The sequence below is a fragment of the Providencia sp. PROV114 genome (assembly GCF_032704305.1).
GTDB classification, from domain to species: Bacteria; Pseudomonadota; Gammaproteobacteria; order Enterobacterales; family Enterobacteriaceae; genus Providencia; species Providencia rettgeri.
On the sequence record NZ_CP120528.1, the window covers coordinates 3,262,479 to 3,279,381 of the forward strand.

The 16,903-nt window shown below is 39.3% G+C and carries 15 protein-coding genes and 1 pseudogene; 14 read left to right on the forward strand and 2 right to left on the reverse strand.

All coding sequences use genetic code 11. The features are described 5' to 3' along the window. Positions 1-146 precede the first annotated feature (146 nt). The 4 genes and pseudogenes from dacA to lipA all read left to right on the forward strand — a co-directional run. Positions 147-1,258 (forward strand): annotated as a pseudogene (gene dacA, locus P3L37_RS14585) (D-alanyl-D-alanine carboxypeptidase DacA); the annotation flags it as partial. A gap of 151 nt (positions 1,259-1,409) precedes the next feature. Continuing rightward, entirely contained in the window at positions 1,410-1,673 is a 264-nt protein-coding gene (gene ybeD, locus P3L37_RS14590; protein WP_004908910.1) for a DUF493 family protein YbeD, read from the forward strand. Positions 1,674-2,064: 391 nt separating this feature from the next. Continuing rightward, entirely contained in the window at positions 2,065-2,628 is a 564-nt protein-coding gene (gene lipB / locus P3L37_RS14595; protein ID WP_231136593.1) for a lipoyl(octanoyl) transferase LipB, read from the forward strand. 123 nt (positions 2,629-2,751) lie between these two features. Continuing rightward, positions 2,752-3,717, forward strand: a complete 966-nt coding sequence (gene lipA / locus P3L37_RS14600) for a lipoyl synthase (protein WP_004908904.1) — start codon at positions 2,752-2,754, stop codon at positions 3,715-3,717. A 133-nt stretch (positions 3,718-3,850) separates the two neighbouring features. On the opposite strand, the gene cspE is transcribed toward lipA, so the two are convergent. Together cspE and P3L37_RS14610 are read right to left on the reverse strand one after the other, a co-directional pair. After that, positions 3,851-4,060, reverse strand: a complete 210-nt coding sequence (gene cspE / locus P3L37_RS14605; RefSeq protein WP_004257099.1) for a transcription antiterminator/RNA stability regulator CspE — start codon at positions 4,058-4,060, stop codon at positions 3,851-3,853. Positions 4,061-4,276: 216 nt separating this feature from the next. Then, positions 4,277-4,735 (reverse strand): methylated-DNA--[protein]-cysteine S-methyltransferase, encoded by a 459-nt coding sequence (locus P3L37_RS14610; protein ID WP_004908893.1) that lies wholly within the window; start codon positions 4,733-4,735, stop codon positions 4,277-4,279. Positions 4,736-5,023: 288 nt separating this feature from the next. Between P3L37_RS14610 and nrdH the strand changes: the two genes are divergently transcribed. From nrdH to emrA, 10 genes are all read left to right on the forward strand, one after another. Further along, entirely contained in the window at positions 5,024-5,251 is a 228-nt protein-coding gene (gene nrdH, locus P3L37_RS14615) for a glutaredoxin-like protein NrdH (RefSeq protein WP_109913212.1), read from the forward strand. An 8-nt stretch (positions 5,252-5,259) separates the two neighbouring features. Then, entirely contained in the window at positions 5,260-5,673 is a 414-nt protein-coding gene (gene nrdI / locus P3L37_RS14620) for a class Ib ribonucleoside-diphosphate reductase assembly flavoprotein NrdI (protein ID WP_109913213.1), read from the forward strand. An 11-nt stretch (positions 5,674-5,684) separates the two neighbouring features. Next, positions 5,685-7,817, forward strand: a complete 2,133-nt coding sequence (gene nrdE, locus P3L37_RS14625; protein WP_109913214.1) for a class 1b ribonucleoside-diphosphate reductase subunit alpha — start codon at positions 5,685-5,687, stop codon at positions 7,815-7,817. Between the two features lie 12 nt (positions 7,818-7,829). Continuing rightward, complete coding sequence (gene nrdF / locus P3L37_RS14630; RefSeq protein ID WP_004908884.1) at positions 7,830-8,801, forward strand: class 1b ribonucleoside-diphosphate reductase subunit beta; 972 nt, start codon at positions 7,830-7,832, stop codon at positions 8,799-8,801. 727 nt (positions 8,802-9,528) lie between these two features. After that, positions 9,529-10,728, forward strand: coding sequence for a glycine betaine/L-proline ABC transporter ATP-binding protein ProV (gene proV, locus P3L37_RS14635; RefSeq protein ID WP_004908883.1), 1,200 nt, complete (start codon positions 9,529-9,531; stop codon positions 10,726-10,728). Continuing rightward, positions 10,721-11,896 carry a glycine betaine/L-proline ABC transporter permease ProW gene (proW, locus tag P3L37_RS14640; protein WP_109913279.1) on the forward strand — a complete coding sequence of 392 codons (1,176 nt, stop codon included), beginning with the start codon at positions 10,721-10,723 and terminating at the stop codon, positions 11,894-11,896. Before proV ends, proW begins: the two co-directional genes overlap by 8 nt. Positions 11,897-11,998: 102 nt before the next feature. Next, on the forward strand, positions 11,999-12,994 hold the full coding sequence (proX, locus tag P3L37_RS14645) for a glycine betaine/L-proline ABC transporter substrate-binding protein ProX (RefSeq protein WP_272667336.1): 996 nt from the start codon (positions 11,999-12,001) through the stop codon (positions 12,992-12,994). 130 nt (positions 12,995-13,124) lie between these two features. After that, positions 13,125-14,324 carry an MFS transporter gene (locus tag P3L37_RS14650; protein WP_109913277.1) on the forward strand — a complete coding sequence of 400 codons (1,200 nt, stop codon included), beginning with the start codon at positions 13,125-13,127 and terminating at the stop codon, positions 14,322-14,324. 663 nt (positions 14,325-14,987) lie between these two features. Beyond that, on the forward strand, positions 14,988-15,503 hold the full coding sequence (gene mprA / locus P3L37_RS14655) for a transcriptional repressor MprA (RefSeq protein WP_109913276.1): 516 nt from the start codon (positions 14,988-14,990) through the stop codon (positions 15,501-15,503). A gap of 216 nt (positions 15,504-15,719) precedes the next feature. Next, complete coding sequence (emrA, locus tag P3L37_RS14660) at positions 15,720-16,901, forward strand: multidrug efflux MFS transporter periplasmic adaptor subunit EmrA (protein WP_109913275.1); 1,182 nt, start codon at positions 15,720-15,722, stop codon at positions 16,899-16,901. Positions 16,902-16,903: the final 2 nt, after the last annotated feature.

Here is a 16,903-nt window from a genome sequence, read left to right on the forward strand (position 1 = left end):
CCTCCTTGTGTTAACCGAATTTCGGATGTAATGGTAAAACCATGAATAATGTCGCTCCATCACGCATCGTGCGTCATACTGTGCTGGGCTCCGCACTCCTTCTTATGACTGCTAATATTGCGAATGCTAATGAAACCTTCCCGAATACATCAATTCCTGCAGCACCTGCTATTGATGCAGAAGCTTATATCTTAATTGATTATAATTCAGGGAAAGTTCTCGCTGAAAGTAATGCCGACCAACGCCGCGATCCTGCGAGTTTGACAAAAATGATGACCAGTTATGTTATTGGTCAAGCAATTAAGTCAGGTAAAATTGGTGAAAATGATATCGTCACGGTCGGAAATGATGCGTGGGCTACCGGTAACCCGGTGTTTAAAGGCTCATCATTGATGTTCTTAAAACCTGGCGACCGCGTTAGCGTATCTCAATTAACTCGTGGTATTAACTTGCAATCAGGTAACGACGCTTGTGTTGCTATGGCCGACTACATTGCGGGTGACCAAGCCAACTTTGTTCAATTAATGAATGGCTATGTAAACAAATTAGGGCTAAAAAATACCCATTTCCAAACCGTTCATGGTTTAGATGCCGAAGGCCAATACAGCTCAGCCCGTGATATGGCACTTATTGGGCAAGCACTCGTACGTGATGTGCCTGATGAGTACGCAATCTATAAAGAAAAAGAATTTACCTTTAACAATATCCGCCAAACAAACCGTAATGGCCTGGCCTATTGTGGGATAAGAGCCTTGCTGTTGATGGCATCAAAACAGGCCATACTAATGCCGCTGGCTATAACCTTGTCGCCTCCGCAACCGATGGTGATATGCGCCTGATCTCCGTTGTTATGGGAGGTAAAAGCAGCAAAGGCCGTGATGCCGAAAGTAAAAAGTTACTCACTTACGGTTTCCGCTTTTATGAAACCGTTAAACCATTACAAGCCAATGTGGATTTTGCCAGTGTACCAGTCTGGTTTGGTGATGAAAATGAAGTAAAATTAGGTGTCACTGAAGATTTATACCTCACCATCCCACGAGGTCGCTTAAAAGATTTAAAAGCCAGTTATGAGCTATCTACAACTGAGCTAGAAGCCCCATTAACCAAAGGGCAGCAAGTCGGTACTATTAGCTTCCAACTTGATGGTAAAATTATCGAACAGCACCCTTTAGCAGTATTAAAAGATGTTGAAGAAGGTGGCTTTTTCAGTCGGTTAATTGACTATATTAAATTACTCTTCCACCGTTGGTTTGGTTAAGACTTGAAACTAAAATAAGTCATCCCCATATAGTAAATATCGAAATAGAGTAAGTATCGAAATGTTTGTTGGATGAATACATCTCATTGGCTGGTTTAATACCAGCCAATCTTTTTCAGCCAGCAGCCCAATTTAAAAATTAGGAGTGCCCATGAAAACGAAATTAGGTGAACTGCTTGAGTTCCCATGCCCATTAACTTACAAAGTCATGGGTTTGGCACAGCCTGAATTGGTTGATCAAGTGATTGAAGTGATACAACGTCATGCTCCGGGGGATTACTCTCCAGACGTAAAACCGAGCAGCAAGGGGAATTATCACTCCGTTTCTATAACTATCAATGCCACCCATATTGAACAAGTGGAAACTTTGTATAGCGAATTAGGTGCATTAGAATTAGTTAAAGTTGTACTTTAATTTCTGTAAAAATAAACTACATCCCAAAGGTTAACCATAACCGATTAAGGTGTAGTTTTTTATTTATTCTGCACTACAGAGCCTTATAATTATTTTTTCTTGCTGATAGTACAAATAAAATAAGTTTTTCATCAAAATGCCTAATGAGAAATAACTTTTCATATCAATTCCCAAACCTAAAAATATAAACGTCCCCAAATTTTTACCTTTTTCATATTTCACTCAAAAAAATCGCGTTAACATATTCATAACATGACAAAACTAGCACTCCCCCCCTACCAGCGTTATACTAAGTACTCAATTTTTTCAGGTGGATGTTAAAACATTGTCAGAACGAACGATAATTATCCGTCAATTAGGCCTTGCGCCGTACCAGCAAGTATCCGATGCGATGCATCAATTTACTGAAGAGCGCACTGAAAATACGTGTGATGAAGTATGGCTAGTTGAACACCCTCGCGTATTTACTCAAGGTCAAGCAGGGAAAGCAGAGCATGTACTAGCCCCCGGTGATATCCCTGTTATACAAAGTGATAGAGGTGGTCAAGTCACCTATCATGGGCCAGGACAGCAAGTGATGTACGTGATGCTCAACTTAAAGCGCAACAAAATTGGTGTTAGAGAACTCGTCACCGCACTGGAAAATACCGTCGTGAATACCCTTGCCCACTTTAATATAGCAGCGTATCCTCGCCCTGATGCTCCCGGTGTCTATGTGAATGGCGACAAAATTTGTTCTCTTGGATTACGCATAAGGCAAGGCTGCTCTTTTCATGGTCTCGCTTTGAACATTAGTATGGATCTTGAACCCTTTAATCGCATAAACCCTTGTGGTTACAGTGAATTAAAGATGACTCAGGTTAGTGATCTTGCTCCCAATGTGTCATTATCTGATGTTCAACCTGTGCTAATTCGTCAATTCTGTGACACACTGGGATTTCATATTGTTCAATAATAATGCTATAATTTTTTAACATTTTTAAAAAATATTTTAATGAATGGATAACAGCCTTCATTTGGTTTTATTTAGAATTATCACTTATCCATCAGCATAAAAGATAACTGGAACCGTCATATTATGAGTAAACCAATTCAGATAGAACGCGGAATTAAATATCGTGACGCCGACAAAATGGCGCTGATCCCTGTCAAAAACGTTGTGACTGAACGAGAAGAAATTCTACGTAAACCTGACTGGATGAAAATTAGGCTTCCTGCTGACTCCACTCGTATTCAAGGCATTAAAGCAGCCATGCGCAAAAATGGGCTGCATTCTGTTTGTGAAGAAGCTTCATGCCCTAATCTCTCTGAGTGCTTTAACCATGGTACTGCGACCTTTATGATTTTAGGCGCTATCTGTACCCGCCGCTGCCCATTCTGTGATGTTGCTCATGGTCGTCCAAATGCACCGGATGCCAACGAGCCTGAAAAATTAGCGCAAACCATTAAAGATATGGCATTACGCTATGTCGTTATTACGTCAGTTGACCGAGATGATCTACGTGATGGCGGAGCACAGCACTTTGCTGATTGCATTAGCGCTATTCGTGAAAAAAGCCCATCGATTAAAATTGAAACACTAGTTCCTGATTTCCGTGGCCGTATGGATCGCGCATTAGAAATTTTAACCGCGACACCACCTGATGTGTTTAACCATAACCTTGAAAATGTACCACGTGTTTACCGTCAAGTTCGCCCTGGTGCTAATTATGAATGGTCTTTAAAATTGCTCGAAAAATTTAAAGAAGCCCATCCCGATATCCCAACTAAATCAGGGTTAATGGTTGGTCTTGGTGAAACCAATGAAGAAATTATCGAGGTTATGCGCGACTTACGTCGCCATGGCGTAACGATGCTTACACTAGGCCAATACTTACAACCAAGCCGTCATCACTTACCCGTCAAACGCTATGTCAGCCCTGCGGAGTTCGATGAGATGAAAGAAGAAGCCATGGCAATGGGCTTCACTCACGCAGCTTGCGGCCCATTCGTTCGCTCTTCTTACCATGCTGATTTACAAGCTAAAGGTGAGGAAGTTAAATAGCCTCCACTATTTTACGTATAAACAAAAAATGCCTGATTTTCATCAGGCATTTTTTATTGCAATAGATAAAAAAACTCGCCCTAGATAACTAGCGCGAGTTTTCAGCTGTTCGTTTTAATCTTAATTATAAAAATTACAGAGGAATAACGTTAGCAGCAGATGGGCCTTTAGCACCTTCAGTAATTTCAAATTCCACTTTTTGGCCTTCAGCTAAGGTTTTGAAACCATCGCCCATAATCGCAGAAAAGTGAACAAATACATCTTTGCTACCATCTTCTGGAGTGATAAAACCAAAACCTTTAGATTCGTTGAACCACTTAACGTTACCTTTAACTTTAGACATCAAATATTACCTTTAAAATAAAATAGACACACCATCTGTATCAAGCTCAGTACATCAGATTTCTCAGTTACTTGTCTACAACCTAGATCACGAAAATGGACTAAAAAGATAAAAAAATATTATTTATCGATAGAACAGGTTCTGATTTCGACAATAATTCTTATCAATAGCAATTATCACAACCAATAGTATTATCTATAGCTAATTATTTAGTTTTTACTTCTCATGTAAAAGTAGCCAGTCTTTGATATCTAAGCCCCCTGTATACCCCACTAATTTCCCATCATGTCCAAGTACACGATGACAAGGAACAATTAATGAGATTGGATTACGTGAGTTTGCCATGCCGACTGCGCGACAATAATTAGCTGAGCCTAACTTTAAAGCCAAATCTTTATAGCTCCAGCGTTCCCCATAAGGTATCCCACAAAGATGTTTCCAGACTTTTTTCTGAAATTCTGTACCTTGTGGATTTAATGCCACCGTAAAAACGGTTCTTTTGTGATTAAAATATTCCTTTAGTTCTTTCACACAAAGCTTCGAATGCTCATTCTTCGTTTCTTTTTCTGTTTTTTCATCAACAAAATAAAGGCTCGTTATTCCGTTGTCATCAGCCGTAATATGGACCCACGGTTTAGGAAATTTATCCGGTGTCGCTAAATATTGATGGTACATAGTATCTCCTCAAAAGGACTCAATTACCTGATTGTATATACAGTTATAGAGTAAATTATTTCCACTTTGCAATGATCTTTTTTCTTAGAGTGTCTATCTGAATCATCTAATACGATATTTTTTTATTTTCAATGTTAATAACCACCTAGCCAACAATTAGAATGATTATCATTCAATATTTCATATTCACTACATATTGTATGGTTGATAAATTTAAAATCCATATATAGTATTCATGTATCACATGCCTTATTTTTAATGCGAATAAACATTCAAAAGGTAAATAACATGACTGAGATTACCATTTATAGTAAACCTAACTGCGTTCAGTGTAATGCTACTTATCAAGCCTTAGATCGCAAATCTATTTCCTACCAAATTATTGACCTTACTGAAGATAACCAAGCCCTTGAACTCGTAAAAAAATTAGGTTATCAACAAGTCCCTGTTGTTATTGCAGGTGACAAACATTGGGCCGGTTTTCGACCTGACATGATTAGCCTATTAGCCGCTTAGGTGATGTCATGGAAACGGAATCACTCATCTATTTTTCAAGTCGCTCAGAAAATTGCCATCGCTTTATTGAAAAGCTCGGTATCCCTGCAACACGGTTACCTATTGGCAACCACGAAAGTAGCCTAATTGCGACAAGACCTTATGTTTTATTACTACCAACCTATGGTGGTGGCGGTACAAAAGGGGCTGTTCCAAAAGAAGTGATTCAATTTCTTAATATTGAAGCCAATCGCGCATTTATCCGTGGTGTTATTGCTGCGGGTAATACCAATTTTGGTGATGCCTATGCAATAGCTGGAAATATCATCGCGCAAAAATGCCATATTCCCTACCTATATCGGTTTGAACTTCTTGGTACTGATAAAGATGTTCAATCCGTTCAACGAGGCCTAAAAACGTTTTGGCAACGTACAAACAACTAGAGTTATTCCAAATGGATAAAATGCAAAATATATCAGATGTGGATTATCATGCGCTCAATGCGATGTTGAATTTATATGATAACGAAGGCCGTATTCAATTTGATAAAGACAAAGAAGCGGCTCATCACTATTTTCGACAGCATGTGAACCAAAACACCGTATTTTTCCATGATTTAAAAGAAAAGTTAGACTTTTTAGTACAAGAAAACTATTACGAAAACAGTGTATTAGAACAATATAACTTTGAATTTATCAAAGCACTGTTTAAACAGGCATACGCACACAAATTTCGTTTTCAAACGTTTCTCGGTGCCTTTAAATATTATACTAGCTATACGCTGAAAACCTTTGATGGTAAACGCTACCTCGAACGCTATGAAGATCGCGTCTGTATGGTTGCTTTAACCCTTGCTCAAGGGGATGAATCCCTTGCTAAGTTGTATGTCGATGAAATTATTACAGGTCGTTTTCAACCTGCAACTCCCACCTTCCTTAACTGCGGTAAAAAACAACGTGGTGAGTTAATCTCTTGTTTTCTTTTAAGAATTGAAGACAACATGGAATCCATTGGTCGCTCAGTCAATTCTGCTTTGCAGTTATCCAAACGCGGGGGCGGTGTTGCCTTTTTAATGACCAATTTACGAGAGCAAGGTGCCCCAATAAAACTAATTGAAAATCAATCTTCTGGCGTTGTTCCTGTTATGAAAATGTTAGAAGATGCTTTTTCTTATGCCAACCAATTAGGCGCAAGGCAAGGTGCCGGTGCCGTTTATTTGCACGCTCACCACCCTGATATCATGCGTTTTCTTGATACGAAGCGTGAAAATGCAGATGAAAAAATACGGATTAAAACACTGTCTTTAGGGGTAGTTATTCCTGATATCACTTTCCAGCTAGCGAAAGATAACCAGGACATGTATTTGTTTTCACCATATGATGTTGAACGCACCTATGGTGTCCCTATGTCTGAAATCAGTGTGACAGACAAATACCATGAAATGGTCAATAACAAAGCGATAAAAAAATACAAAATTAATGCTCGGGAATTTTTCCAAACTTTAGCTGAAATCCAGTTTGAATCAGGATATCCGTATATTTTATTTGAAGATACCGCGAATCGAGCCAACCCTATCGCAGGGCGCATTAATATGAGCAATCTGTGCTCAGAAATACTGCAGGTTAATCGCCCTAGTGTTTATGAAGACGATTTAAGCTATCAACAAATTGGTAAAGATATTAGCTGTAATTTAGGCTCCATGAATATTGCTAAAACGATGGATTCACCGAATTTCGCTCAATCAATAGCGGCTGCCGTTAGAGCACTGAGTGCGGTTTCAGATATGAGTAACATTCGTTCTGTCCCTTCCATTGCCGAAGGTAACCGACAATCACATGCGATTGGGTTAGGGCAAATGAATTTACATGGCTACTTGGCAAGAGAACATATCTATTATGGTTCAGAAGAAGCGCTCGATTTCACCAATATCTATTTTTATGCCGTCACCTATTACGCATTAAAAACATCCAATCAATTAGCTATTGAAAGAAAAACTGCATTTGTTGGTTTTGAACATTCAACTTATGCCTCTGGTGATTATTTTGATAAATATATCAACAATATTTGGCTGCCAAAAACACAAGCCGTTCAGGAATTATTCCGACGTTCGGGTATCGAAATTCCAACTCGTGAAGACTGGCAAGCCTTAAAACAGTCTGTTATTACCTATGGAATTTATAACCAAAACTTGCAGGCGATACCTCCGACAGGGTCTATCTCTTATATCAATAATTCAACATCAAGCATTCACCCCATTGTTTCACGAATTGAAATTCGTAAAGAAGGTAAGATTGGTCGTGTCTACTACCCTGCTCCTTTCATGACGAATGAGAACTTGGAATATTACCAAGATGCTTACCAAATCGGGCCTGAAAAAATTATTGATACTTATGCCATGGCAACTCAGCACGTTGACCAAGGTTTATCTTTGACTCTATTTTTTAAAGATGATGCCACCACGCGAGATATTAACCGAGCGCAAATATATGCTTGGCGAAAAGGAATCAAGACATTGTATTACATCCGATTACGCCAAACTGCCCTCGAAGGAACTGAAGTCGAAGGCTGCGTATCTTGCACTTTGTAATAGGAAAATATTATGACCACCAGCACATCTAGCACACCAGTAAAAGCCATTAACTGGAACCGTATTCAGGATGATAAAGACTTAGAAGTATGGAACCGATTAACAAGTAATTTTTGGCTTCCCGAAAAAGTGCCATTATCTAATGATATTCCTTCTTGGAATACTTTAACTGCTGCAGAAAAACAGCTAACAATACGTGTATTTACTGGCCTTACCCTGCTAGATACGATTCAAAATACAGTGGGTGCGCCTTGCTTAATGCCAGATGCACAAACACCTCACGAAGAAGCCGTTTTATCGAACATTAGCTTTATGGAAGCAGTACATGCGCGCTCTTATAGCTCAATATTTTCAACTCTCTGTTCAACGATTGATGTTGATGATGCATACCGCTGGAGTGAAGAAAATATTGCATTACAGAATAAAGCTAAGATCATCCTATCTTACTATTGTGATTCACACCCTTTAAAGAAAAAGATCGCAAGTGTCTTTTTAGAATCATTTTTGTTTTATTCGGGTTTCTATTTACCAATGTATTGGTCAAGTAGAGGAAAGTTAACCAATACCGCAGATCTTATACGTTTAATTATTCGAGATGAAGCCATACACGGCTATTATATTGGCTATAAATTTCAAAAGTCATTATCCCAATATGATGAGAATACTCAGAAAGAAATTAAGGATTTTGCTTTTTCATTATTATTCGATTTATATGAAAATGAAGTGAAATATACACAAGAACTTTATGACACAGTAGGTTGGTCGGAAGATGTCAAAAAATTCCTTCATTACAATGCCAATAAAGCATTAATGAATTTAGGTTATGAAGCCTTATTTCCTGATACCGTCACCGATGTAAGTGCAGCGATATTATCGGCTTTATCTCCTGATGCAAATGAAAATCATGATTTCTTTTCGGGCTCCGGTTCATCTTATATTATTGGTAAAGCAGTCAGTACCGAAGATGATGACTGGAACTTCTAATTGAACTGTTAATTTAATTTATCAATAAGAATCACTCACAACCAAATCCATACCATGATGAATTATAATAATTTTATTTGTCATGGTATTTTTTCGCTCAAAAAACAGCCGAATTAATTCGTTTTTTATATGTATATCTGTTTAATTGCTCATTTTTAATGAGTTAATCTGGCAATTATTTTTAATTCAATCAATTATCACCTTATTTTACATAAATTTATTTAATGAATTTGATATTAATTTCTATTTTTCATCTATCAACCAAGCATTTATTCCACATAAAAATCGAATAAAATCGGCAACTCGCATATTGATTAAATTAGTGTGAATTATTTTCAATTAAATTCAATCCCAACAGTAAGTTAACTTTAATATAGAAACTATAAAAGCTATCATCATATAACTTAACATCGTTTTTATTTACATTAATCGCATCACATTTCATCTCTATTATTTTTGATTAATTATACTTAACCTAGGGTTGTCAGCTGATTTTATTATGCTAGGGTTTATTGCTTGCAAATTTTACTAATAACTCAAATGGAGAAATTTGAATTTAATCCATAATTAACTAACCCATTAAACCGAATATAGGAATCTCTGCCCTAATAATTTTCAAAGGATAATCATAGATAGGAAACATAATGTTAACTATCACTATAGAATTCATCACTTTCAATATAGGTAATTTGTCTTCCTTGTTGATTGAAAATTGGGTAAATAATATATGGCAATAAAATTACAAGTTAAAAATTTATATAAAATATTTGGGGACAATCCTGATCAAGCATTTAAGCTATTAGAGTCAGGTATGAATAAAGATGATATCTTTGAAAAAACAGGCCTTACCGTAGGTGTTCAAGATGTTAATCTGACGATTGAAGAAGGCGAAATCTTTGTTGTCATGGGACTTTCTGGCTCAGGAAAATCGACCTTGGTGCGCCTCCTCAATCGCCTGATCGAACCGACCAGCGGGCAAGTCATGATAGATGGAGAGGATATTTCCAATATTTCAGACAAAGCACTGCGCGAAGTTAGGCGAACAAAAATTAGTATGGTGTTTCAATCCTTTGCGCTGATGCCACATATGAACGTGATCGATAACACTGCTTTTGGTATGGAACTTTCTGGCATTCCAAAAGAAGAACGCCATAAGAAAGCCATGAGTGCGCTTGAGCAAGTTAATCTTGAAAAATGGGCTAATTCATACCCAGATGAGCTCTCTGGTGGGATGCGTCAACGTATCGGGTTAGCCAGAGCGCTAGCTAATGACCCTGATATTCTGTTAATGGACGAAGCGTTCTCCGCTCTCGACCCACTCATTCGTACTGAAATGCAAGATGAATTGCTATCCTTACAAGGGGATAAACAACGCACGATTGTCTTTATTTCTCATGATCTTGATGAAGCTATGAGAATTGGCGACCGTATTGCCATTATGCAAGGAGGCGTTGTCGTTCAAGTCGGCACACCTGATGAAATTCTCAATAATCCAGCAAATGACTATGTTAAGACCTTCTTCCGCGGTGTAGATATCAGCCAAGTATTCAGTGCTAAGGACATTGCACGCAGACGGCCTAATGCACTATTGCATATCGCACCGGGTTTTGGCCCTCGTTCAGCGCTAAAAGTCCTCAACGATGAAGACCGCTATCACGGTTATTTAATTTCTCGAGGACATACCTTTGCCGGTGTGGTTTCTGTTGAATCCTTAGAAAAAGCACTCCATGAAAAAGCTGGTATTGAAGCTGCAATATTAACTGATATCGAGCCAATTCAAGGTGATACATCCTTAAATGAAGTTATTTCTACCGTGGCACAAGCCCCTTGTGCTGTTCCGGTTATTAACGAAAAAAACCGCTATTTGGGCGTAATTTCAAAAGGAATGCTGTTACAGGCGCTGGATAAGGAGACACCAAATGAGTAAGCAGAATCAAGAAGCAACGAATACCCAACAAGACCCGTGGGCGGATACTGAAGCCACGAATACGCCAACACAAGGTACTGAGAATATACCGGCGGATGACCCATGGGCAGCAACAAGCTCTAGCGAAACAAATACCGCTGGGGATGATCCTTGGGGAAATGCATCAGACACAACCACACCTGCTGACACCAGTTCAAGTGATTGGCTTGATGCCACTCCAACAGATAGCATCATCCCCGATCAGTTTAATATTATGGATCCCTTCCAGCACACACTGATCCCTCTTGATTCGTGGGTTGCACATGCTATCGATTGGGTAGTACTTAACTTTCGTCCTGTATTCCAAGGAATTCGTGCCCCCATTGATTTTATTCTAAGTGGGTTTGAACAATTCCTCACCTCGCTACCATCCCCTGTTGCCATTATCATTTTCGCATTACTCGCTTGGCAATTAGCAGGACGCGCGATGGGGGTGGCCACATTTGTTTCGATGATAGCCATCGGAGCAATTGGTGCTTGGTCAGAAGCCATGGTGACTCTGTCTCTGGTTCTCACTTCTTTGCTGTTTTGTATTGTCATAGGATTGCCTCTGGGTATTTGGCTGGCACGTAGTGATAGAGCCGCTAAAGTTATTCGTCCATTACTTGATGCGATGCAAACCACACCAGCATTCGTCTATTTAGTCCCGATTGTTATGTTATTTGGTATCGGTAATGTACCTGGTGTTGTCGTCACTATTATATTTGCTTTACCGCCCATCATTCGTTTGACCATTTTAGGGATCAAACAAGTTCCAGCTGATTTAATTGAAGCCGCTGAATCATTTGGTGCAAGCCCTCGCCAAATGTTGTTTAAAGTGCAATTACCATTAGCGATGCCAACCATTATGGCTGGGGTCAACCAAACCTTGATGTTAGCACTGTCAATGGTCGTTATCGCTTCAATGATTGCTGTTGGGGGCTTAGGCCAAATGGTCTTACGGGGTATTGGTCGACTTGATATGGGGCTCGCATCTGTCGGAGGGGTCGGTATTGTTATTCTAGCTATCATCTTAGACCGTTTTACCCAATCTTTAGGGCAAGATACTCGTGGCAAAACATCATGCCGCTGGTACCAAAAAGGGCCTATTGGGTTAGTTATGCGCCCATTTTGTAAAAAAAACCATTAATCAAAACATCCTCCATTCACCTGAGTGCCATTCATATGGCACCTAACTTGGCACTTAGCATGAAAGCCAAGCTCGCTGCGAAAAAACAGAGGGAACAATATAATGAAACATAAAATCATTCTTGCATCTGCACTAACAGCCATGTTTGCCGTTCCATTTGCCGGTGCTAACGACCTGCCGGGTAAAGGAATCAAAATTAACCCAGTGCAAAGCACGATCAGTGAAGAATCATTCCAAACACTGATTGTGGCGAAAGCCCTTGAAGAACTTGGCTATGATGTTCAGCCTATCAAAGAAGTCGACTATAACGTAGCTTACGCATCCATTGCGAACGGCGATGCGACTTACCTAGCCACCAGCTGGGTTCCTTTACATAACGCACAATATGACGCTGCTGGCGGCGATAATGTATTCTATCGTCAAGGGAATTATGTTGTTAATGCGGCTCAAGGCTACCTCATCGACAAAAAAACGGCTGAAAAATACAATATTACCAATGTTGAACAACTCAAAGATCCTAAAATTGCCAAGCTCTTTGATTCAAATGGCAATGGTAAAGCGGATTTAACGGGATGCAACCCAGGTTGGGGCTGTGAAGCGGCCATCAATAACCATTTAAAAGCCTATGACCTAGAAAAAACGGTCGACCATAACCAAGGTAACTATGCGGCGATGATGGCTGACACCATTACCCGATATAAAGAAGGTAAGCCTATTTTATATTATACGTGGACGCCTTATTGGATAAGTGATGTCCTCAAGCCGGGTCGTGATGTAGTTTGGTTAGAAGTGCCATTCTCTTCAATGCCAAATGGTGAAAAAACAGACACCACATTACCTAACGGAAAAAATTATGGTTTCCCACCAAATACCATGCATATCGTCGCCAATAAAAAATGGGCTGCGGATAACCCAGCAGCAGCAAAATTATTTGAAGTGATGAAGCTACCTATTGCCGATATCAATGCACAGAACTTAAGAATGCATAACGGTGAAGCCTCACAATCGGATATTCAACGCCACACAAATGCGTGGATCAAAGCCCATCAATCCACTTTTGATGGTTGGGTAAAGGAAGCGCAAGCAGCCGCTAAGTAAAAATAAACAAACCGATTAATAACCTCAGCCACCCTAACCGGTGGCTTTTTTGCATCAATGACAAAAAGAAATAAACCAAGGTAATAAATTTTGTTTATAGTAGTCACCTAGCTAATAATAGGTAATCCTCATGAAACAGACCCAAACTGCAGAGCTGACAACGGGCCTCACTATTTTAATGGCCATTGCCACAGGCCTTGTCGTTGCCAGTAATTACTATGCTCAACCGCTTTTAGAGACCATTGCGGGGCAGTTTAATTTAACAACCAATATGGCTGGGTTTATTGTCACCGCCGCCCAACTCGGTTATGCCGCAGGTTTACTATTTTTAGTCCCTTTGGGCGACTTATTTGAGCGTAAACGCTTAATTTTAACCATGACCTTTCTTTCTGCATTAGGGTTATTAATTACAGCGCTTTCAAATAATATTTGGCAAATCCTTTTAGGTACCGCCCTTACAGGGCTATTTTCTGTTGTTGCACAAGTTCTGATCCCTCTCGCGGCATCTATTGCTAAGCCACATAAACGAGGCAAAGCGGTAGGAATGATTATGAGTGGTTTATTGCTAGGTATTTTACTTGCGAGAACTGTATCGGGTGCTGTTGCTATGGTCGGTGGCTGGCGTGCTATCTATTGGGTGGCCTTTGCGCTATTGATGCTATTAATGATTGTTCTAGCCATTAAACTTCCACGTTATCATCAAAAAACTAACTTAAACTACTTTCAGCTGATTTGCTCTATTGGCCGGCTATTTTTCGGCACTCCAGTGCTCGCGGTACGCGCTTCTCTCGGTGCACTATCATTTGCTAATTTTGGTTTACTTTGGACCGCAATGGCTTTCTTGTTAGCCAGCCCGCCATTCAATTATTCCGAAGGGACTATTGGTTTATTTGGCTTAGTCGGTGCTGCAGGTGCACTTATGGCTTCCCAAGCAGGGCATCTTGTCGATAAAGGAAAAGGAAAGCGCATTACGACTATTGGATTGGTATTATTGCTATTGTCCTGGATACCTATCGGCTTAGCTAAATATTCCCTCGTTGCATTTATCATTGGTGTATTAGTGTTAGACCTTGCAGTGCAAGCCGTCCATGTCACTAGTCAGAGTACGTTATATCGTATATTACCAGAAGCTCGTAACCGCCTAACCGCTGGCTATATGACCAGTTATTTTATTGGAGGCGCTCTAGGGTCTCTCCTTTCAGGTTATGCCTATGAACATGCGGGTTGGGAGGGTGTTGCGGTTGCAGGTGCAATCTTGACCACCATAAGTTTAATTATTTGGTCTATAGGGATTCGCTTTGATCCCGTCATCACCACAACTGATGACTAAATATGACTCATACCGATATCAATACGTTTTTAGATAAAAATTAATGAGCCCACACATCAATATATAAAAAGTTATAATGCATTAAAAATATACGGTTCAATTTTATCCATCCAATACGTTGAATATTGAATAAATAAACAGCCCATCACAGAACTGATAGTTATCAACTGTAATAGTAAACAAAGTAAATATTAGTGAATGACACAGTTAAACAAATACAATGACTCGATAAAAAGGTAGTATTCCTGTTAATAAATTAAATTACTGTTTCATCAAATAATGTTTTAATTATACAAAAATAAGTAATTACACCTACGCATTGAAAATATCTATCTAACTTGTAATTATTGGGTAACAAAAAAAATGGTATTGAGTTAATGTCATGTGATTATATATTGTTTTGTATGATTGGAATTAGCCTTTAATTTAGTATTAGGTTGGTTGTTTTATAGTCAAAATTAACGCACTCTGAGTGAAATAGTCGATAGGCTATGCTAAAACTGGCGAATTACATTCATAAAATTTATGAATCATGTATCATTATCAAAATAAAATCGGCGATATTAATTAAGTATAATTGCTAATTCTATCTTTTAATATACCATTTAGATGGTTGATGACAGTTGTAATCTTACCAACTGAAACTAATAAGGTATCCCAATAATGGAAAGTTCATTTACACCGACTGAAGAGCTACTCAATGCTCGTGTAGAACAACAAGATTCACATGAAAGTCCTATTCCGTATCAAGAAATTCTGCTAACACGCTTATGCATGCATGTTCATGGAAAATTACTTGAAACTCGGAATAATATGTTAAGGTCTCAAGGTATCAATGAAACACTGTTTATGGCACTCATGATCCTTGATACAAAAGACTCCCGCAGTATTCAGCCATCTGAACTCAGTGCTGCTCTTGGTTCCTCAAGAACCAATGCGACACGAATTGCAGATGAACTGGAAAAAAATGGTTGGATTGAACGCAAAGAAAGTCACAACGATAGACGTTGCCTTCATCTACACCTCACAGAAAAAGGGACTGAATTTTTAAATGGTCTATTGCCACCTCAACACAGCGCATTAATTGATATTTGGTCTGTTTTAGATACTGATGAAAAACAACAGCTTGACACGCTGATGCGTAAATTACTGACAAAACTAGATACTATAAAAGATTGACCACAGAAATTGTAAGGTTAATGTATTTGAGCCATTCTTTAGCTCAAAGCTGAAAAAATACTTTTCAGCCAATAATATTTCATTATCCTTTCAGCCTTATGCTTTACGATATCCCATCAAACAGCAAAATCATTTGTAGTCTCAGTTTCCAGTGGTTAATACCTAACTACTGGAAACAACCGTGATCCTTATCCATAGAAGTGGAGAAATACGAGTATGAGTTCCCCTGAGGAAATGCAACAAACGCAAACTCCCCAACGAAATAAAAAAAGACAACGCAAAAGTGCGCTGATCTTTTTGACTCTATTATTTATTATTATAGGCGTTGGCTGGGTGGTCTACTGGTATCTCGTTCTTCGCCACTATGAATCAACTGACAACGCTTATGTCGCGGGTAACCAAGTACAAATACAATCCCAAGTTTCTGGGAGCGTTATGACAGTCAATGTGGATAATACCGATTTCGTGACAAGTGGAACTGTTTTGGTTGAACTAGACCCACGTGATGCAGAATTAACACTCGATAAAGCAAAAACAGAATTAGCGAACAGTGTACGCCAGACTCGCCAGCACATGGTTAATAGCCGCCAGCTACAAGCCAATATTGACGTAAAACGGTCTGAATTAAACCGCTTACAGAATGATTTAAAACGTCGCGAAGTTTTAGGCAGTAGCCATGTCATCGGTAAAGAAGAACTACAACACGCGAGAGAAGCCGTTGTCAGTGCAAAAGCAGCATTAGACATGGCAATAGAACAATATAATGCTAATCAAGCCATTGTTTTGAATACCGCAATTGAAAAACAACCCGCAGTAGAACAGGCCGCGACACAAGTTAGAAACGCTTGGCTCACCCTACAACGGACAAAAATCGTCAGCCCTGTTGATGGCTATGTTTCACGTCGCAGTGTGCAAGTGGGTTCACAAATTACCCCTTCAACACCATTAATGGCCATTGTCCCTTCCAATGGTATGTGGATTGATGCGAACTTTAAAGAAACACAACTTGCGGACATGCGTATCGGCCAACCTGCGAAAGTCACGACTGATTTTTACGGTAAAGATATCGTGTTTAACGGTACTGTAGTTGGGCTTGATATGGGAACAGGTAGCGCATTCTCTTTATTACCTGCACAAAATGCCAGTGGTAACTGGATCAAGGTAGTCCAACGCCTCCCCGTGCGTATTGCCTTAGATGAAACTCAGCTTGAAGAGCATCCACTACGTATCGGTTTATCCACCGAAGTTACGGTTGATACATTAGATAAAAACGGCAAAGTGCTTTCTAAAGGGATGCGCGCTACTCCTGCTTATCATACTGCTGCATTAGCTGTGGATATGTCTCCTGCAGACAAAATAGTTACTGAGATAATTAATAATAACCTAGAGAATCAATAGGT